Genomic DNA, 17,368 nt, shown 5'->3' with positions numbered 1-17,368 from the left:
TTCCTCTGGACTCACGCAAACCGCATTCGTAACGATGACCGGCACGACCACTACCCTCACCTTGATTCGCCACGGCGAGACCGACTGGAACCGCGTCAAACGGATTCAGGGGCACACCGACATTGCGCTGTCGACGGAGGGCGAGCGTCAGGCGGTCTTGCTGGGCGAGCGTATCGCACGCGAGGTTGCGGCGCACGGGCATGTGTTCGACCATGTGCTCACGAGCGATTTGCAGCGCGCGGTGCAGACGGCGGCGCCCGTCGCCCATGCTTGCGGTTTGCCGCTCGTGCGTACGGCGAGTCTGAGGGAGCGTCACTACGGCACCTTCGAAACGCGCATGCCCGATGAGATTCAGGCGGCATTTCCGCAGGAGTATTCGCGCTGGCAGAGCCGCGATCCGGATTTCGTGATTCCCGGTGGCGAGTCGACGCGGGGTTTCTACACGCGCATCACGGATTTCGTCGTGCAACTCGTGCGCGAGTATGAGGGCCAGCATCTGGCGCTGGTAGCCCACGGCGGCGTGCTCGACTGCTGTTATCGGCTCGCGATGGAGCTCGCGTTGTCCGAGCCGCGCTCCTATCCGTTGCTCAATGCAAGCGTGAATCGTCTGGCATACGACGGGGCGCGTTGGCAGGTGTTGAGCTGGGGGGATGTCACGCATCTGGACGACGCGGTGCGCGACGAAAGCAATGACAAGCCGGTCGACGTTCATGGCCGCGCGACGGATCGCGTGGATCCGCGCGTGGTGTAGGGCATCCGCGCGACGTTTTTCCGGCATAACGGCATAACGGCATAACGGCATAACGGCGCAATGGCCTTCCGACGCGCGCTTAGCGCTCCAGCGACGGCTGCACGACGGCGGCGACATCGGGGGTGGCCAGCGCACGGCGTCGTGCCCGGTGAGCGACGCTGTTTCGCATCGACCAGCGCGCGACCTGCGCCATGTGACGCACGGCAGGCCGCACCGTGAGATGGCGCACCATCGACTGCGCTTCGAGTCCGAGCATTACCTGCGACCAGTCCGGCAATAGATCGATACCTGCGCGGAACAACAACCCGCTAAACATGCGCGCACCCGCGAACGGCGCAGGCAAGTTGCGCAATACGCGCACGACTTCTTCGGTGCGCTCGCTCGCGCACAACGCCGGACGCATCATGGCGAGATATTCGTCGATCTGCGACACACTCATCGGCACATCACGTGCGCCGAGCGCCACGGCAATGCGTGAGACTTCCGCGTAGTAACGGTCCTGCTCGCTGCGCGAGAACCCCGGATTTTTGTAGACGAGATAGCTGCGCAGAAAGCTCGACGTCTCCGCCACGTGGACCCACGTCAGCAACCCGGGATCGTAAGCGGCATAGGGGCGGCCATCGGGCGCGGTGCCTGTGACCTTCAAGTGGATGCGCCGCACACGTTCGAGCAATGCTTCGGCGTCGGCCGTGTTGCCGAACGTGGTGCCGCCAATGAAGGTCGCCGTGCGGCGCAGACGGCCGATCACGTCCTGCCGGAAGGTCGAATGATCCCAGACACCGGCCATCGCAAGCGGATGCAGCGATTGCATCAGCAGTGCGCTGATCCCGCCGATCATCATCGAGGTGAAGTCGCCGTGCACATGCCAGCAGGCGGCGTCGGGGCCGAACAGGCCGGGATCGCCGGCCGGGGTGTCGTAGTTCAGACGCGGTGCGCCGGGACCTGACGTCAGGCTCACCAGCCGCATGGCGATGGCGTGCCGCACGCGCCCCGACACGCCCGTCACCGGTCCGGCAGGCCGCAGAGGCGTTGCCGGAGGTGGCGTCGGGAGGTCGTCGTGCGAGGACATACGTCGTTTAGCGTGACGTGACGGCGGACGTCACCGTCACTTGCCGGTGGCGTCCGGGGACCAGAGCGAGCCGCTTTCCGGCGCGCTGCCGGGAGCGCTCAGGCCAAAGTGACGGAACGCCGCGAGGGTGGCGACGCGTCCGCGGGGCGTGCGTTGCAGGAAGCCCTGCTGAATCAGGTACGGCTCGATCACGTCTTCGATGGTGTCGCGCTCTTCTCCGATGGCGGCGGCGAGGTTGTCCACGCCGACCGGTCCACCGTCGAACTTGTGGAGCACGGCTTCGAGCAGTTTGCGGTCCATCACGTCGAAGCCGACCGGGTCGACGTCGAGCATCATCAGGGCGGCGTCGGCGACGGCAGCGGTAATGCGGCCGTCGGCCTTCACTTCGGCGAAATCGCGCACGCGCCGCAGCAAGCGATTGGCGATACGCGGCGTGCCGCGCGCACGGCGGGCGATCTCAAAGGCGCCGTCGTCGGCAATGACCGCGCCGAGCAGGCTGGCGGAACGGCGCACGATACCCGCCAGTTCTTCGGCCGAATAGAACTCCAGACGCGCTACGATCCCGAAGCGGTCGCGCAGCGGATTCGTCAACATGCCGGCGCGCGTGGTGGCGCCGACCAGGGTGAACGGTTGCAGATCGAGCTTGACGCTGCGCGCGGCCGGTCCTTCGCCGATCATGATGTCGATCTGATAGTCTTCGAGCGCCGGATAAAGAATTTCCTCGACGACCGGCGAGAGCCGGTGAATTTCGTCGATGAACAGCACGTCGTTGGCTTCGAGATTGGTCAGCAGCGCAGCGAGGTCGCCCGGGCGCTCGAGCACGGGGCCGGACGTCTGGCGCAGGTGCACGCCCATTTCGCGGGCGATGATGTGGGCGAGCGTCGTCTTGCCCAAGCCAGGCGGCCCGAACAGCAGCACATGGTCGAGCGGTTCCGAGCGGTTCCGAGCCGCCTCGATGAAGATTTCCAGCTGCTCGCGCACCTTGCGCTGACCGACGTATTCGTCGAGCAGCTTGGGGCGCAGTGCGCGCTCGAAGGCTTCTTCGTTGGGCGAGACCGGAGTGGGCGCAATGATGCGCTCGGCGGCGAGTTTGTCGGTTTCGATCATGGCTGCATTGTAGCGCTTCGGACGTCGCTTGCCGGGGCCGGGCGACGGGATTTCCTACGATGCCCGACAGGGGCGGTGTTTAGCCGATCAGGCGTCCGCGCCGCACGCGCAAGCCCTTTGCCGCGAGGGCGGGGGAGACTTCGGCCAGCGCCGCGTACGTCTCGCCGCTGTGCGCGTGACAGATGGCCACACCCAACGCATCGGACGCGTCCTTGCCCGGCGTGCCGGTGAGCGTGAGCAGGCGTGTAACCATCTCCTGCACCTGTTCCTTGCGGGCACGTCCGTAGCCGACCACAGCCTGCTTGAGCTGCATCGGCGTGTATTCGAAGACTTCGAGCCCGCCGACCGATAGCGCGGTAATGGCCGCACCGCGCGCCTGCCCGAGCAGCAGCGTGGATTGCGGGTTGACGTTGACGAACACTTTCTCGACAGCGGCCTGATCGGGCCGGTAAGTGTCGACCAGTTCCGCCACGCCTTCGAAGATGATGCGCAGCCGCGCGGGCAGCGTGCCTTCGCCGGTGCGGATGACGCCACTGGTCACATACTGCAGACGGCTGCCGTGCTTTTCGAGCACGCCAAAGCCGGTGACACGCAGCCCGGGGTCGATGCCAAGAATTCTCATGCGGGGGCCAATGATCGGCGTACAGACCGATTCGGGCAAAGAAGCCAATATGGCCCGTATTCTGGCACAGCCGGGCGCAGGCGTCGCCGAAGTCGTGTTTCGTCGGGTGAGACGCGTCAATGTCCTGCGTCAGTGCGCTGCCTTGCCAAGCCGGATTGGCGTGCTCGCCCGGTCGCGTCGAAATGCCGCAGGTTCCATGCGCGAAGGCGCTGGGCGCTGGGCATCGCGGCATGGCAGATTGTTGTACATTGTTTGCTGTTCAAAATATCCGACGGCCTGCGTGCAGGCCGCTGTCCCCGATGCTCTGGATCAAAGCGTTTCACATCGTTTTCGTCGCCTCGTGGTTCGCCGGTCTGTTCTATCTGCCGCGCATCTTCGTCAACCTCGCGATGGAGAGCGACGCCGCCGCCACGCAACGTCTGCTGCTCATGGCGCGCAAGCTGTATCGCTTCATGACGATACTCGCGGTGCCTGCCCTCGCTTTCGGACTGATCCTCTGGCTGTATTACGGCATCGGCCGCTACGGCGGCTGGTTGCACGCCAAGTTGCTGATCGTGGTGTTGCTGTTGGGCTATCACCATGCGTGCGGCCGTCTGCTGCGCAAGTTCGAGAGCGGCCGCAACACGCATTCGCATCGCTGGTATCGCTATTTCAACGAATTCCCGGTGCTCGGATTGCTGGCCGCGGTGATCCTCGCGGTCGTCAAACCGTTCTGACGTGCCCCTTGTTCCATCCCGCACACGTCGTTATGCAATTAGAGCGCTACGTATGAGCGCCAACCACCGATAGTTGAGAGGAGTCTGCCGTGAGTCTGACCTGCGAATATTTTGTGGCGCCGCCGTCGCCCTTTGTGTACATGGGGCACGCACGCTTTGTCGAACTGGCACGTCGCCATAGCGTACAGATTCAGTTCAAGCCGATCGATCTCGGACGAATCTTCGCGGGCTCGGGTGGGCTGCCGCTGGCCAAGCGCACCCCACAACGGCAGGCGTATCGTCTGGTCGAACTCGCGCGCTGGTCGAAGTACCTCGGCGTGCCGCTCAACCTGCAACCGAAGTTCTTCCCGGTGGCGGGCGATCCGGCCGCGCGTTTGCTGATCGCCACGCAACTCGCGCACGGAACGGACAAGGCACTCGACCTGTCGGCCGCCATCTCGAAGGCGCTCTGGACCGAGGAGCGCAACATCGCCGACGACGCCACGCTGCAAGCCATTGCCGAGAGCCTGTCGCTCGACGGCAAGGCGCTGCTCGCGGCGTCGAATGGCGCGAGCGTACAGGCGGCCTACGACGCCAATACCGACGAAGCCGCGAAGGCGGGCGTATTCGGTGCGCCGTGGTTCGTCTTCGAGGGCCAGCCCTATTGGGGGCAGGACCGCCTCGATTTTCTCGAACGGGCTTTTGCTGAAGCGCGCGGCGCAAAGCGCTGAACCGGCAAGCCGATCATTTCGTCTGCCGCCTGCGGGTGCTAGCGGCGGCAACCCCCCAGGAGTGAACAGGATGAGTCGTCCGGAAGTTGTGTTGTACAAGAGCGTGCCGCCTGATGTGCGTGCGCGATTGGCCGAGGCATTCACGCTCAGCGAATTCAAGGGAGTGAACGACGGCAACCGGGCGGAATTCGCGGCGGCGCTGCATCGTGCCGACGGCGCCATCGGCGTGGGCATGAACGTGACGCCGGCGTTGCTCGACGCGGCACCGAAGCTCAAGGCATGGGCCACCATTTCGGTGGGCTACGACCCGTTCGATGTGCCCGATCTCACGCGCCGGGGCATTGTGTTGATGAATACGCCCGACGTGCTCACCGAGACTACGGCGGATACCGTCTTCTCGCTGATTTTGGCGAGTGCCCGGCGGGTGGTCGAGCTTGCCGAACTGGTGAAGGCTGGCGGCTGGAAGTCTAGTCTCGGCGAGGAGTATTTCGGTACCGACGTGCAAGGCAAGACGCTGGGCATCGTCGGCATGGGACGCATTGGCGGGGCCGTCGCACGTCGTGCGGCGCTCGGATTCGGCATGAAGGTGCTGTACAGCAATCGTTCGCGCAACGACGCAGCGGAGCAGGCGTATGGCGCTCAATACCGGACGTTGCCGGAATTGCTCGCACAAGCCGATTTCGTCGTGACGCTGGTGCCGTTGTCGCCGGCCACCGAGCGTTTGATCGGCGCACGCGAATTCGCGCAGATGAAGCGCGGTGCGATCTTCGTCAACGCGGCACGCGGCATGGTGATCGACGAGGCAGCGCTGGTCGACGCGCTGGCGTCCGGCCATCTGCGCGCGGCCGGTCTGGACGTGTTTGAGCGCGAGCCGGTGCCGGTGGATTCGCCGTTGCTGAAAATGAAGAACGTGGTGGCGCTGCCGCATATCGGCTCGGCAACGCACGAGACGCGTCACGCGATGGCATCGTGCGCGGCGGACAACCTGATTGCCGCGCTTACCGGCAAGCCGCTGCAAAACGCCGTGAATCCGCAAGCGCAGCAGCGCGGATAACGCCAGCGGCACTCAGGCGACGAGAGACGGCGGCAGAGAATGCCGCCGTCGCCGCTATCGGCCGTCGTTGGTCGTTCTGCGGCGATTGATGACTTCCTTCGCGCGGGCCAGTTGTGCGGGCAAGCGCTCACCCAGACGCAGTGCCATGCCCACGGCGAGCACGTCGCCAATGGCCAGATGCGCGATGCGTGACGTCAGCGGCGAGTAGACGTCGGTGTCTTCGTCGACGTCGGCAAAGAGCGCCACGCTGGCCAGCCGCGACAGCGGCGAGTTGCTGTGCGTAATCGCGATCACGCTGGCGCCTGCCGTGCGTGCCAGTTGCGCCGCTTCGAGCAGATCCTGCGTGCGGCCGGTGTTGGAGATCGCCACCACCACATCCCCCTCGCGCAGCAACGCGGCCGACATGCCGTAGACGTGCGGATCGTTATACGCCACGGCCGGCACACCGAGCCGGAAGAACTTGTGCTGCATGTCGAGCGCCGCAATCCCCGACGCCCCTGCACCGTAGAACTCGATGCGCCGCGCCCCCGCGAGCAGGTCGATGGCTTGTCCGATGCTATCGGGCGACAGGTTGTTGCGAACCTGCATGAGGCTGCCGATGGTGCGGTCGAGCACCTTGCTCGCGATGCCGGGTACCGGTTCGTCGGGCCGCACATCGCGATGCACGAACGGCACACCCTGCGCGATGCCCTGTGCCAGCCGGATCTTGAATTCACGATAGCCGCTGCATCCGACCGCCTGACAGAATCGCGCGATCGTGGGCTGGCTGACGCTGGCGCGCTCGGCAAGTTCGTTCATCGACAGATCGACGACTTCGCGCGGGGCGTCCAGCACATAGGTCGCGAGCTTGCGCTCGGACGGGCGCAATTGGGTCAGCGTGGCTTCGATTCGGTTGAGCATGGCAGGCAGGCACCCACAAAAGCAGAGCGCGCAGCGGACATCGCCACGCGCCGTCATTCCCCTAATTCCCCTGTTTCCCGTAACGCTTCGATCGCGCACGCCCTGTGATGCAGGCGTGCGCCGGGTCCGGCGGGGCAGGCGCCCACTATAGCACCCGCAACGCGTGGCGCCGTCGCGCAGCGCCGGGTGTTGCGGCCGGGTGATTGCGGCAGAAATGTACAAAAACTACAAAAATTCTTCATTTCATATTATGGATTGTCATTTCTCAATATGACAATAATTCATGTAATTCATGGAGAATGCTAAGTAAAACCCCGGATGCCGATGGCTTTTGATTGATGAGATGTAGAATTTCTACTAAACTCCGCTCCCAATCGCGCCTGCCCCTGGGTGCGTCGCAATCCCGTTCCCCGGCATGACGTCAGAGCAAACGAAGCCCCTGCACCCGACCGTAATGGCAGTCACTGCGCGCATTGCCGCGCGCAGCCGCGACACGCGTGCGGCGTATCTGGCTCGCATCGATGCGAGCGCCGGCCGCTTCCCACAGCGCGGTGCGCTGTCTTGTGCCAATCTGGCGCACGGTTTCGCCGCCATGCCGGCCAACGACAAGCTCATCCTGCGCGAGCAGCGCCGTCCGAACGTGGGCATCGTCACCGCTTACAACGACATGCTCTCGGCGCACCAACCCTACGAGCAGTACCCGGCGCGCCTGCGCGAGGCGGCACGCAAGCTCGGAGCGACGGCACAGGTCGCCGGCGGCGTGCCGGCCATGTGCGACGGCGTCACGCAGGGCAACGCGGGCATGGAACTGTCGCTGTTCTCGCGTGAAATCATCGCGATGAGCACGGCCATTGCGCTCTCGCACAACATGTTCGACGCTGCGCTGATGCTCGGCGTGTGCGACAAGATTGTGCCGGGCCTTGTCATCGGGGCGTTGCAGTTCGGCCATCTGCCGACAATCTTTGTGCCGGCCGGCCCGATGGCGAGCGGCTTGTCGAACGACGAAAAGGCCAAGATCCGCCAGTGGTACGCGACCGGTAAAGTCGGCCGCGACGCGCTTCTCGAATCCGAGTCACAGGCTTACCACGGCGCGGGCACGTGCACCTTTTACGGCACGGCCAACAGCAACCAGCTCCTGATGGAAATCATGGGTCTGCACCTGCCGGGTGCGGCGTTCGTGCATCCGCAACTGCCGTTGCGCGACGCGCTGACCGACGCCGCCCTCGCGCGCGTGCTGGCCATCGGCGCGGATACCCCCGAATACACCCCAATCGGCCATGTGGTCGACGAGCGTGCCGTGGTCAACGGCATCGTCGGCCTGCTGGCCACGGGCGGCTCGACCAATCACACGCTGCACCTTGTGGCGATGGCCCGTGCGGCGGGCGTCGTGATCGATTGGGACGACTTCGACGCCTTGTCGGCCGTGGTGCCGCTCATGGCGCGCGTCTACCCGAACGGCAAAGCCGACGTGAATCATTTTCACGCGGCCGGCGGCATGGGCTTCCTGATCGGCGAACTGCTCGACGCGGGGCTGTTGCACAACGACGTGAAGACGGTGGCCGGCCCCGGGCTGGCCCGTTACCGCACGGAGCCCTGGCTCTCTCCCGAAGGGCTGGCATGGCGCGCCGGGAGCGCCTACAGTGGTGATCGTGACGTTTTGCGCGGCCATGCCGAGCCGTTCGCCCCCGATGGCGGACTGCGGCTCATGCACGGCAATGTAGGGCGTGGCGTCATCAAGGTGTCGGCGGTCAAGCCGGAACATCGGCGCGTGAGCGCAACGGCACGCGTATTTACTTCTCAGGAAGCGGTTCAGGCCGCGTTCGATGCCGGCGAGTTGCATCGCGACGTGGTTGTGGTGCTGCGTAGCCAGGGGCCGCGCGCCAACGGCATGCCCGAGCTGCATCGCCTCACCCCGCTGCTTGGTGTCTTGCAGGACGAAGGGTTCGCAGTGGCACTCGTGACCGACGGCCGGATGTCCGGCGCATCGGGCAAGGTGCCTGCCGTGATTCACGTGTCGCCCGAAGCCGCCGGCGGCGGCCCGATCGCCCGCGTGCGCGACGGCGATCTGATCGTGCTCGATGCGAACGTCGGCATGTTGCACGTCGAGGTGGCGCCGCAGGAATGGGCGGCGCGCGAGATCGCGCAGGTTCCGGTCTCGGGCGACGACACCGGGCGTGTGCTCTTCAGTCATATGCGCGCGGCAGTGGGCGCGGCAGAAACCGGCGCTTCCGTGTTCTTCGGTACTGAGTGACGTGCAGTCCACGTCATGGCATTCAAGGAAAACGTAATGGACATCAATGACATCGTTCGTGCCGGCCCCGTGGTTCCGGTGCTCCAGTTCGACAGCGTCGAGCAGGGCGAGCATGTCTCGCGCGCGCTGCTCGCGGGCGGGGTGCGGGTACTCGAAATCACGCTGCGTACGCCGGCTGCAATGGACGTCATTCGCCACGTCGCAGGGCTGTCCGACGACCTGATCGTTGGTGTGGGCACGCTCACACGTGCGGACGAAATGGCGCAGGCCGTGGCTGCCGGGGCGCGCTTCGGTGTCTCGCCGGGCTACACGAGCGCGCTGGGCGCTGCGGCCAAGGCGGTGGGTCTGCCGCTGCTGCCGGGCGTGGTTACGCCGTCCGACATTCTGACGGCGCTCGCCGACGGCTACGAGACGGTGAAGTTCTTCCCGGCCGAGCCCTCGGGTGGCGTTCCCATGCTGCGGGCACTGTACGGCCCGTTCCGCCAGGTGCGTTTCTGCCCGACGGGCGGCATCAGCGCAGAGTCGGCGCCGTCGTATCTGGCGCAACCGAACGTGGTGTGTGTGGGCGGCTCGTGGCTGACGCCCAAGGCGCTCGTCGACGCCGGCGATTGGGGCGGCATCACGCGTCTGGCCCGCGCCGCCGCGGCATTGCCGCGCGGCTGAGCGCGGCAATGCCGGTGTTACCCATAACAAGATTTCAATAATCGGGCGCAAGCCCATCGGGCATCCGCCCAACTAGCCAAACGAGGAGACCCCCATGGTCGCGGTGCAAGGCAACTTGTTGCTGGTGTACGCGCTTGTCGCGGTAATCGCGCTGATTGTGCTGATCGCGCGCTTCAAACTGAGTCCGTTCATCACGCTGATCGTCGTTTCGCTCGTGCTCGGGCTGGCGGTGGGCATGCCCATGGGCGGCATCGTCAAGGCATTCGAGACGGGCGTGGGCAACACGCTGGGGCACATCGCGCTCGTGGTGGGGCTTGGCACGATGCTCGGCAAGATGATGGCCGAGTCGGGCGGCGCGGAGCGCATCGCGCGCACGCTCATCGGCTTCTTCGGCGAGAAGAACGTGCACTGGGCGATGGTCGTGATCGCGTTTATCGTCGGTCTGCCGGTGTTCTTCGAAGTCGGCTTCGTGCTGCTGATTCCGATTGCCTTTAACGTTGCCAAGCGTACCGGTACGTCGATGGTGCTCGTCGGTATTCCGATGGTCGCGGGGCTGTCGGTCGTACACGGCCTGATTCCGCCGCACCCGGCGGCGTTGCTGGCCGTGACCGCTTACAACGCGGACATCGGCCACACCATCATGTACGCGCTGATCGTCGGCATTCCGACGGCGGCAATTGCCGGTCCGCTCTTCGCGAAGCTGATGTCGCGCTACGTCGTGCCGAACCCGGACAATCCCCTGCTCGCGCAGTTCGTCGAAAAAGATCGTGCCATGAGCGAACTGCCGGGCTTCGGCGTCACGCTGTTCACGATTCTGCTGCCGGTGATCCTGATGCTCATCGGTAGCTGGGCCGACCTGTTCTTCGCGCCGAAGACTTTCGCCAACGATTTCCTGCGCCTCATCGGCAACTCGGTGATGGCGCTGCTCATCGCCACGCTCGTGAGTTTCTTCACGTTCGGCAAGCGGCGCGGCTTCAATCGCGACCAGATCCTGAAGTTCACCAACGAGTGTCTGGCGCCGATTGCCACGATCACGCTGGTAGTGGGTGCGGGTGGCGGTTTCGGGCGTATTCTGATGGACAGCGGCGTGTCGAAGGCGATCGTCGATGTGGCGACGCACGCGAACCTCTCGCCGCTGTTGCTGGGCTGGCTGGTGGCAGTGCTGATCCGTATCGCGACGGGTTCGGCCACAGTGGCGATGACCACCGCGTGCGGCATTGTCGCGCCGATCGCGGCGGCCGCAGGCACCGTGGTGAAGCCTGAGCTGATGGTGCTGGCCACGGGGGCGGGGTCGCTGATCCTGTCGCACGTGAACGACGGCGGCTTCTGGCTGGTCAAGGAGTACTTCAACATGACCGTGCCGCAGACCTTCAAGACCTGGACGGTTTGCGAGACGATCATTTCAGTCGTGGCGTTGTTGCTCACGCTCGGCCTGGCGACGGTGGTCTGAGGTCGCGATGCAGAAAACGCAACGCCGGCAACACGCCGACGCGAGTCGGCAGGTGGCTAAGTGATAAGGAGGCGAGCCATGATCGTCGTGGTAATGGGCGTATCGGGCAGCGGCAAGAGCACGGTCGGGCAGCAACTCGCCGACCGTCTGGGCTGTGGGTTTTCCGACGCAGATTCGTTTCACAGTCCCGCGAACATCGAGAAGATGCGTCGCGGCGAGGCGCTGGGCGATGACGACCGCGCCCCGTGGCTTGCCGCGATCCGTGAAGCCATCGTCGCGCGCCGGTTGTCGGGGCGTCATCATGTGTTCGCGTGCTCGGCGTTGCGCTCGCGCTATCGCGATGTTCTGGGCGAGCACGACGGCGACGTCGTGTTCGTGTATCTGAAAGGCGCCCCGGAGGTGATTGGCGAGCGGTTGGCGTCGCGCTCGGGGCATTTCTTCGATCCGGCGCTGCTGCAAAGCCAGTTCGACACGCTCGAAGAGCCGCGCGACGCGCTGGTGATCGATATCCGCGAGTCGCCCGACGCCATCGTCGAGACCCTGCTGCACAAACTCGCCGCCTGCCCTGGTGGTGTGCCGCTGACGTCCGTCGGGGCGGCGCGCGTACAATAGCGGTTTATTCCCTCCGCCGGCACTTCGCGTGCCGGTCGTACGCATCGAAATGGCTTCCTTCGAATTCTTCGCGCCCTGTCCTCGCGGACTGGAAGAGGCGCTTGCCGCCGAACTGGCAGAGCTGGGCCGTCTGGCGCCGGTATCGGTGGGCAAACAGGTGCCGGGTGGCGTGCATTTCGCCGGTCCGTGGGCAGCCGGCATGGCCGCCAACCTGCATTCGCGTATCGCGAGCCGTGTGTTGCTGCGCGTGGCCCAGCAGGCTTATCGCACCGAGCAGGACATCTACGCCTTCGCGCTCTCGCAACGCTGGGAAGAATGGTTCTCCTATCAGCAGACGTTGCGTGTGGACGTCACCGGCATCAAGGCGCCGGTGCGCAGTCTCGAATTCGTCACGCTACGCATCAAGGACGCCGTGTGCGACCGTCTGCGCGAGAAGACCGGCGCGCGGCCGAACATCGATACGTCGGAGCCTGACGTTCGTGTGTTCGCGTTCCTGACCGCGACCGACGCCACGCTCTATCTCGACACCTCCGGCGAAGCGCTGTTCAAGCGCGGCTGGCGTCTGGACAAGGGCGCGGCCCCGCTGCGTGAGAATCTGGCCGCCGGCATCTTGCGACTGGCCGGCTGGCGCACCGATACGGCCGCCGACATGGTGCTGTACGACCCGATGTGCGGCAGCGGCACGTTCCTCGCGGAAGCCGCGCAGATCGCACTGGGCGTGCCTGCGGGCGCCGGCCGCCGCTTCGGTTTCGAGAAGCTCAAGGGCTACGACATCACGGCGTGGCAAGCGCTGAAGGTGCAGGCGTCGGACGCACAGCGCGACGCGCGCGTGCGCGGCGTGCCGTCGACGATTTTCGGCAGCGATATTTCGGGCGACATGCTGGTCAAGGCGCGTGCCAATCTGGAGCGTGCGGGGGTGGGCGACATCGGGCTCAAGCAGGTGGATGCGCGCGATATGTCGCCGCCGGTGGATCGTCCGGGGATCATCGTCGCGAATCCGCCGTACGGCGAGCGTATCGAAGTGCGCGGACGCCGTGCTTCGCGCGATGGACGTGACAACCGGGACGACGACGAGCGCCATTCTCCCGATGTGCAGGGCAATCGCGGCGCGTTTCAGCGTAACCAGCCGGATGGCGTGGACGCCGAGTTCTTCCGCGCCTTTGGCGATGCCCTCAAGCAACGCTTTACCGGCTGGAGCGCGTATCTGCTGACGGCCGACATGAGCCTGCCGGGCCAGATGCGTCTGCGCGAATCGCGCCGCACGCCACTGTACAATGGCGCGCTGGAATGCCGCCTGTTCCGCTTCGATCTGATTGCCGGTTCGGTGCGCAAGCGTGGCGAGAGCGAAGACAAGGGAGATGACGGCGCGCCGCAAGCGTAAGCGAGCCGTCGCCCGACGTTGCGAAGAAGACCGGCGATTGCCGGTCTTTTGCATTGTGGAGGGCACCGATTACACGAGGCTATCGGCTCTCATCGGAGGGGGACATATTCACGCCGTGCGAAGGCGAAACGAAGGGGGGCGCCGAGGTTGCCCGTACCGCCCGTCGCCCGGTGGGCGATGCCGCGCGGCGGTCCCACAGTTCGCTTGGCCTGATGGGGGGCAGGGCGGGATCGCCCGTCAGGTTGTCCGGGTCGGAGAGATCGCTGTCGTAGTCGGGGCCGGTGCGTGGCGAGTGACCCGGGATGTCGACGCATCCCACGACCGTGACGTTCCTGAGCCACCGCTCTGTCTCGCAGGTCACCGCATTGTGGGACACGATGTCGTCCCGAAATGTTGCCCCACGCGGGTCCGGATAAATCTCCCAGAGCCCGTTTCTCACCTCCCAATGCGGCCAGACTTGTCCGCCTGCGCCATGGTGCGTATGCGCCAACGCCTGATAGGCCCTGCGGCAGGCGTCGCGTACGCAGTCGTCGTCCAGTCGATCCATGGTCGCCATATCGAGCAGTTGTCTGAGACTTCCTGTCTCGCTCGTGGAGGCGCTGTAGAAATGCACCCATTTGTTGGTGACATCGAACGACCAGGGCACGGCGACGTCGTGGCCGAAGGCCTGCAAGATACGCAGTGTCAGAACATCGTCGGCGACATGGACCGCCTCGTCTCGCTCCAGCACCGAGCGCGCCCAGGCGTTCAGGTTCGGCGTGAGCACGAGCCGCTCGAAGATTGACCAGCCTGTCGGGAGCGCGATCAGGCGATGCACGAGGTCGACGGCAATGGCGTTGGGCAGACCGGCATCTCTGAGCAAATCCACCGTCACCTCATGATCTTCCAGCACAGCGAGGTGACGCAGCGTGAGGTGCTGTTGCGCGTTACGGGCAGACTCCCCGATGGGCGTCTTGCCGACGTAAGCCTCGATTTCTTGTCCGAATACGCTGTCAGGGTGTGCGGCGGCGAGCGCCACTGCGGCTTTCGTCGGATTGCATTTCGGATTGAGGGCCCGGATCTGGACAACGTCGCTCCAACTGAGCGATCGGTAAATCGGCGCCAGTGCCGTCGTACCCAGGTGCGCCTGCGCGCCTGCCGCGACATGAGAGTCTCCAACGTTCATCGACAATTTCCTTCGGACAATGTGAAAGGGGCATTGTCGGGAGGGAATTCGGCGCGCGATGTCGATATCGTGCGGCGGATTGTCCAAACGGGGAGGGTGATGCACGCACGGCGCCGGACGCAGATGTCCGGCGGCGCCGTGCTCGTCAGTCTACGCTTGCCTTGCCGTCAGGAAACGACGCAGGATGCCGTGCGAGTAATGGCTGGCCACCTCGCGCAGGAAGCGTGCGAAGTCGACGTGCGCGTCATCGTCGGCGGCATCGGAGAGCGTGCGCATCACGGCGAACGGGATGCCGTATTCGTGACACACCTGGGCCACGGCCGCGCCTTCCATCTCCACGGCGAGTGCCTCGGGCAGCGCGTTGCGCAGACGATCGACTTCTTGCGCGCTGGAGACGAACCGGTCGCCACTCGCAATCTTTCCGATGTGCACACGCGGCGCGGTCATCTGCAATTCGGCGCGCAACGCAGCGCAAACCTGTGCCGGCATCTCGTCGGCGAGCCAGTCGCGGGCGGCTTGTGCGAGCGCGTCGCGCAGTGCCGGGGCGGTGTCGAAGGCGGCACGTCCGAGCAGGGGGATTTCGAAGCGGGGGAAGAGAGGGCTGGCGTCCATGTCGTGTTGCACGAACGTGTCTGCTACCACGACATCGCCGACCGACAATCCATGAGCGAGCCCGCCCGCCAGGCCGGTGAAGACGATTTCGTCGACATCGAACCGGTGAATCAATGCGGTCGTGGTGGCCGCTGCCGCGACTTTGCCGATACGCGCGAGCACGATGACACAGTCGTGTCCGTGCAATTTGCCTACATGATAGTCGCGCATGCCGATGTGCTCGACGTGCGCCCCAGGGGCCATTTCGGCGAGCAGATCGGCAATTTCTTCATGAAGGGCAGCGACAATACCGAGCGTCATGACGCGATTCCAGCGGGCAACGAGAAGCGCGCATTGTAGCGCGGGGCTGCGCCTTGCCGCCCCGCGTCTCCGCCGATGCCGGTTCGTCGCGTTAATCCACCGCTTTGACCATCTCTTCGACAACCTTCTTCGCATCGCCGAAGACCATCATGGTCTTGTCGAGATAGAACAGTTCGTTATCGAGACCGGCGTAACCCGCCGCCATCGAACGCTTGTTGACGATGACCGTCTTGGCCTTGTACGCCTCGAGAATCGGCATCCCGGCAATCGGCGATTGCGGATCGTTCTTTGCCGCCGGGTTCACCACGTCGTTCGCGCCGAGCACCAGCACCACGTCCGTCTGGCCGAATTCGCCGTTGATCTCGTCCATTTCCAGCACTTGATCGTATGGCACTTCGGCTTCGGCGAGCAGCACGTTCATGTGGCCCGGCATACGGCCCGCCACCGGGTGAATGGCGTAGCGCACGTTCACGCCCTTCTCCGTGAGCTTGTCGGTCAGTTCCTTGAGCGCGTGCTGCGCACGAGCCACGGCCAGACCGTAACCCGGCACGATCACCAGCGATTCGGCGTTGCTCATGAGGAACGCGGCGTCATCCGGCGAGCCCGATTTCACCGGGCGTTGCTGTTGCTCGCCGCCCGCTGCGCTTGCGCCGGGCGTTGCCCCGAAGCCGCCGAGAATTACGTTGAAGAACGAGCGATTCATGGCGCGGCACATGATGTACGAGAGAATCGCGCCTGACGAGCCAACCAGCGAACCCGCGATGATGAGCATCGGGTTGTTCAGCGAGAAGCCGATGCCTGCGGCGGCCCAGCCGGAGTACGAGTTCAGCATCGACACCACGACCGGCATGTCTGCCCCGCCAATCGGGATGATGATGAGCACACCCAGCACGAAAGCAATGGCCGTCATCAGAATGAACGGCAGCCAGCTTTGCGACAGGAAGAAGATCACACCGAAACCGAGCATCGCGATGGCGAGCAGCAGGTTGATCGTATGTTGACCGGTGAACTGGACCGGTGCGCCCTGGAACAGGCGGAACTTGTACTTGCCCGAGAGCTTGCCGAAGGCGATGACCGACCCCGAGAACGTGATCGCGCCGACGAACGTACCGATGAACAGCTCGATGCGGTTACCCGGCGGCAATACCGTTTCCCCGGCAGGCACGATACCGAACGCGGCTGGTTCTGCGACGGCGGCCACCGCGATACACACGGCGGCCAGACCGATCAGCGAGTGCATCGCCGCGACCAACTCCGGCATCTTGGTCATCTCGACCTTGCGCGCAACGAACGCACCGATGCCGCCACCGACAACGAGGCCCGCGAGGATCAGGCCGAGGCCCGAATAGCCGCCGCCCATCAGCCGTCGCAACTCGTAGATCAGCGCAAGCGTGGTGAGCGCCGCAATGGCCATGCCGATCATGCCGAACGCGTTGCCGCGACGCGCCATCTTCGGGTTCGACAAGCCCTTGAGCGCCTGAATGAAACAGATCGACGCGACCAGATATAGCAGCGTGACGAGATTCATGCTCATTGCTTGTCCCCTTCAGCCTTTGCCGGCTTGTCTTTCTTCTTGAACATCTCGAGCATGCGCTGCGTGACGAGGAAGCCCCCGAACACGTTCACGGCGGCGAGCGCCACAGCGACTACGCCCATCGTCTTGCCGAGACTGCCTTCGGTCAGGCCCGCCGCGAGCATCGCCCCCACGATCACGATGGCCGAGATCGCGTTCGTCACCGCCATGAGCGGCGTGTGCAGCGCAGGCGTGACGTTCCACACCACGTGATAGCCGACGTACACCGCCAGCACGAAGATGATCAGATTGATCACCGTGTGATTGATCATTTCCATGGTTGTGACTCCCCCCTTAAGCTGCACGCAGCACTTCACCGTCGCGGCACATCAGGCACGCGGCAACGATGTCGTCGTTGGTATCGATGACGAGCTTGCCTTCCTTGTCGACGATGAGCTTCAGGAAGTCGAGCACGTTACGTGCGTACAGTGC

General features: G+C 64.6%; 17 protein-coding genes and 1 pseudogene. 9 read left to right on the top strand and 9 right to left on the bottom strand.

Annotated features, from left to right (window positions below; translation table 11 throughout):
- Nucleotides 1-34 precede the first annotated feature (34 nt).
- A complete protein-coding gene (locus tag C266_RS17175; protein WP_010805102.1) occupies nucleotides 35-751 on the top strand; it encodes a histidine phosphatase family protein in 717 nt (238 codons plus the stop codon).
- A 79-nt stretch (nucleotides 752-830) separates the two neighbouring features.
- On the opposite strand, the gene C266_RS17170 is transcribed toward C266_RS17175, so the two are convergent.
- From C266_RS17170 to ruvC, 3 genes are all read right to left on the bottom strand, one after another.
- Entirely contained in the window at nucleotides 831-1,820 is a 990-nt protein-coding gene (locus C266_RS17170) for an oxygenase MpaB family protein (RefSeq protein WP_010805103.1), read from the bottom strand.
- Between the two features lie 36 nt (nucleotides 1,821-1,856).
- Nucleotides 1,857-2,927 (bottom strand): Holliday junction branch migration DNA helicase RuvB, encoded by a 1,071-nt coding sequence (gene ruvB / locus C266_RS17165; RefSeq protein WP_010805104.1) that lies wholly within the window; start codon nucleotides 2,925-2,927, stop codon nucleotides 1,857-1,859.
- 79 nt (nucleotides 2,928-3,006) lie between these two features.
- The gene (gene ruvC, locus C266_RS17160; RefSeq protein WP_010805105.1) at nucleotides 3,007-3,549 is read right to left on the bottom strand and encodes a crossover junction endodeoxyribonuclease RuvC; all 543 of its coding nucleotides are present in this window, start codon (nucleotides 3,547-3,549) and stop codon (nucleotides 3,007-3,009) included.
- 299 nt (nucleotides 3,550-3,848) lie between these two features.
- Between ruvC and C266_RS17155 the strand changes: the two genes are divergently transcribed.
- The 3 genes from C266_RS17155 (at nucleotide 3,849) to C266_RS17145 (ending at nucleotide 6,029) form a co-directional block, all read left to right on the top strand.
- Nucleotides 3,849-4,265, top strand: coding sequence for a CopD family protein (locus C266_RS17155; protein WP_010805106.1), 417 nt, complete (start codon nucleotides 3,849-3,851; stop codon nucleotides 4,263-4,265).
- Nucleotides 4,266-4,354: 89 nt separating this feature from the next.
- On the top strand, nucleotides 4,355-4,975 hold the full coding sequence (locus C266_RS17150; RefSeq protein ID WP_010805107.1) for a 2-hydroxychromene-2-carboxylate isomerase: 621 nt from the start codon (nucleotides 4,355-4,357) through the stop codon (nucleotides 4,973-4,975).
- A 70-nt stretch (nucleotides 4,976-5,045) separates the two neighbouring features.
- On the top strand, nucleotides 5,046-6,029 hold the full coding sequence (locus C266_RS17145) for an NAD(P)-dependent oxidoreductase (RefSeq protein WP_010805108.1): 984 nt from the start codon (nucleotides 5,046-5,048) through the stop codon (nucleotides 6,027-6,029).
- Between the two features lie 54 nt (nucleotides 6,030-6,083).
- On the opposite strand, the gene C266_RS17140 is transcribed toward C266_RS17145, so the two are convergent.
- Nucleotides 6,084-6,929, bottom strand: a complete 846-nt coding sequence (locus C266_RS17140; RefSeq protein WP_036663648.1) for an SIS domain-containing protein — start codon at nucleotides 6,927-6,929, stop codon at nucleotides 6,084-6,086.
- 415 nt (nucleotides 6,930-7,344) lie between these two features.
- On the opposite strand from C266_RS17140, the gene edd reads away from it, so the two are divergent.
- From edd to C266_RS17115, 5 genes are all read left to right on the top strand, one after another.
- Nucleotides 7,345-9,180, top strand: a complete 1,836-nt coding sequence (gene edd / locus C266_RS17135) for a phosphogluconate dehydratase (protein WP_036663414.1) — start codon at nucleotides 7,345-7,347, stop codon at nucleotides 9,178-9,180.
- A gap of 36 nt (nucleotides 9,181-9,216) precedes the next feature.
- Nucleotides 9,217-9,843 carry a bifunctional 4-hydroxy-2-oxoglutarate aldolase/2-dehydro-3-deoxy-phosphogluconate aldolase gene (gene eda, locus C266_RS17130; RefSeq protein WP_010805111.1) on the top strand — a complete coding sequence of 209 codons (627 nt, stop codon included), beginning with the start codon at nucleotides 9,217-9,219 and terminating at the stop codon, nucleotides 9,841-9,843.
- A 94-nt stretch (nucleotides 9,844-9,937) separates the two neighbouring features.
- On the top strand, nucleotides 9,938-11,293 hold the full coding sequence (locus C266_RS17125) for a GntP family permease (RefSeq protein WP_010805112.1): 1,356 nt from the start codon (nucleotides 9,938-9,940) through the stop codon (nucleotides 11,291-11,293).
- Between the two features lie 78 nt (nucleotides 11,294-11,371).
- The gene (locus C266_RS17120) at nucleotides 11,372-11,905 is read left to right on the top strand and encodes a gluconokinase (RefSeq protein ID WP_010805113.1); all 534 of its coding nucleotides are present in this window, start codon (nucleotides 11,372-11,374) and stop codon (nucleotides 11,903-11,905) included.
- A gap of 49 nt (nucleotides 11,906-11,954) precedes the next feature.
- Nucleotides 11,955-13,286, top strand: coding sequence for a class I SAM-dependent RNA methyltransferase (locus C266_RS17115; protein ID WP_036663646.1), 1,332 nt, complete (start codon nucleotides 11,955-11,957; stop codon nucleotides 13,284-13,286).
- 79 nt (nucleotides 13,287-13,365) lie between these two features.
- Here the strand turns inward: C266_RS17115 and C266_RS17110 are convergent, their stop codons facing one another.
- The 5 genes and pseudogenes from C266_RS17110 to C266_RS28130 form a co-directional block, all read right to left on the bottom strand.
- Nucleotides 13,366-14,451: a hypothetical protein gene (locus tag C266_RS17110; protein ID WP_010805115.1), complete on the bottom strand. Its 1,086-nt coding sequence runs from the start codon at nucleotides 14,449-14,451 to the stop codon at nucleotides 13,366-13,368.
- Nucleotides 14,452-14,601: 150 nt separating this feature from the next.
- Nucleotides 14,602-15,363 carry a 5'-methylthioadenosine/adenosylhomocysteine nucleosidase gene (locus C266_RS17105; protein ID WP_010805116.1) on the bottom strand — a complete coding sequence of 254 codons (762 nt, stop codon included), beginning with the start codon at nucleotides 15,361-15,363 and terminating at the stop codon, nucleotides 14,602-14,604.
- A 91-nt stretch (nucleotides 15,364-15,454) separates the two neighbouring features.
- Nucleotides 15,455-16,897: an NAD(P)(+) transhydrogenase (Re/Si-specific) subunit beta gene (locus C266_RS17100; RefSeq protein WP_010805117.1), complete on the bottom strand. Its 1,443-nt coding sequence runs from the start codon at nucleotides 16,895-16,897 to the stop codon at nucleotides 15,455-15,457.
- Nucleotides 16,894-17,214, bottom strand: a complete 321-nt coding sequence (locus C266_RS17095) for an NAD(P) transhydrogenase subunit alpha (protein WP_010805118.1) — start codon at nucleotides 17,212-17,214, stop codon at nucleotides 16,894-16,896. The genes C266_RS17100 and C266_RS17095 overlap by 4 nt, the downstream gene beginning before the upstream one ends.
- A gap of 16 nt (nucleotides 17,215-17,230) precedes the next feature.
- A pseudogene (locus C266_RS28130) lies at nucleotides 17,231-17,368 on the bottom strand (NAD(P)(+) transhydrogenase (Re/Si-specific) subunit alpha); the annotation flags it as partial.

The organism is Pandoraea sp. SD6-2, from assembly GCF_000389825.1.
GTDB lineage: Bacteria > Pseudomonadota > Gammaproteobacteria > Burkholderiales > Burkholderiaceae > Pandoraea > Pandoraea communis.
The sequence above is the reverse complement of the archived record's forward strand: the minus strand, read 5'-3'. Positions and strand labels throughout refer to the sequence as shown.

Coding starts and splice junctions, on each gene's coding strand:
- edd (WP_036663414.1), top strand. CDS start 7,345: ATGACGTCAGAGCAAACGAAGCCCCTGCACCCGACCGTAATGGCAGTC.
- C266_RS17145 (WP_010805108.1), top strand. CDS start 5,046: ATGAGTCGTCCGGAAGTTGTGTTGTACAAGAGCGTGCCGCCTGATGTG.
- C266_RS17120 (WP_010805113.1), top strand. CDS start 11,372: ATGATCGTCGTGGTAATGGGCGTATCGGGCAGCGGCAAGAGCACGGTC.
- C266_RS17110 (WP_010805115.1), bottom strand. CDS start 14,451: ATGAACGTTGGAGACTCTCATGTCGCGGCAGGCGCGCAGGCGCACCTG.
- C266_RS17100 (WP_010805117.1), bottom strand. CDS start 16,897: ATGAGCATGAATCTCGTCACGCTGCTATATCTGGTCGCGTCGATCTGT.
- C266_RS17170 (WP_010805103.1), bottom strand. CDS start 1,820: ATGTCCTCGCACGACGACCTCCCGACGCCACCTCCGGCAACGCCTCTG.
- C266_RS17125 (WP_010805112.1), top strand. CDS start 9,938: ATGGTCGCGGTGCAAGGCAACTTGTTGCTGGTGTACGCGCTTGTCGCG.
- C266_RS17155 (WP_010805106.1), top strand. CDS start 3,849: ATGCTCTGGATCAAAGCGTTTCACATCGTTTTCGTCGCCTCGTGGTTC.
- ruvC (WP_010805105.1), bottom strand. CDS start 3,549: ATGAGAATTCTTGGCATCGACCCCGGGCTGCGTGTCACCGGCTTTGGC.
- C266_RS17175 (WP_010805102.1), top strand. CDS start 35: ATGACCGGCACGACCACTACCCTCACCTTGATTCGCCACGGCGAGACC.
- eda (WP_010805111.1), top strand. CDS start 9,217: ATGGACATCAATGACATCGTTCGTGCCGGCCCCGTGGTTCCGGTGCTC.
- C266_RS17115 (WP_036663646.1), top strand. CDS start 11,955: ATGGCTTCCTTCGAATTCTTCGCGCCCTGTCCTCGCGGACTGGAAGAG.
- C266_RS17140 (WP_036663648.1), bottom strand. CDS start 6,929: ATGCTCAACCGAATCGAAGCCACGCTGACCCAATTGCGCCCGTCCGAG.
- C266_RS17105 (WP_010805116.1), bottom strand. CDS start 15,363: ATGACGCTCGGTATTGTCGCTGCCCTTCATGAAGAAATTGCCGATCTG.
- ruvB (WP_010805104.1), bottom strand. CDS start 2,927: ATGATCGAAACCGACAAACTCGCCGCCGAGCGCATCATTGCGCCCACT.
- C266_RS17095 (WP_010805118.1), bottom strand. CDS start 17,214: ATGGAAATGATCAATCACACGGTGATCAATCTGATCATCTTCGTGCTG.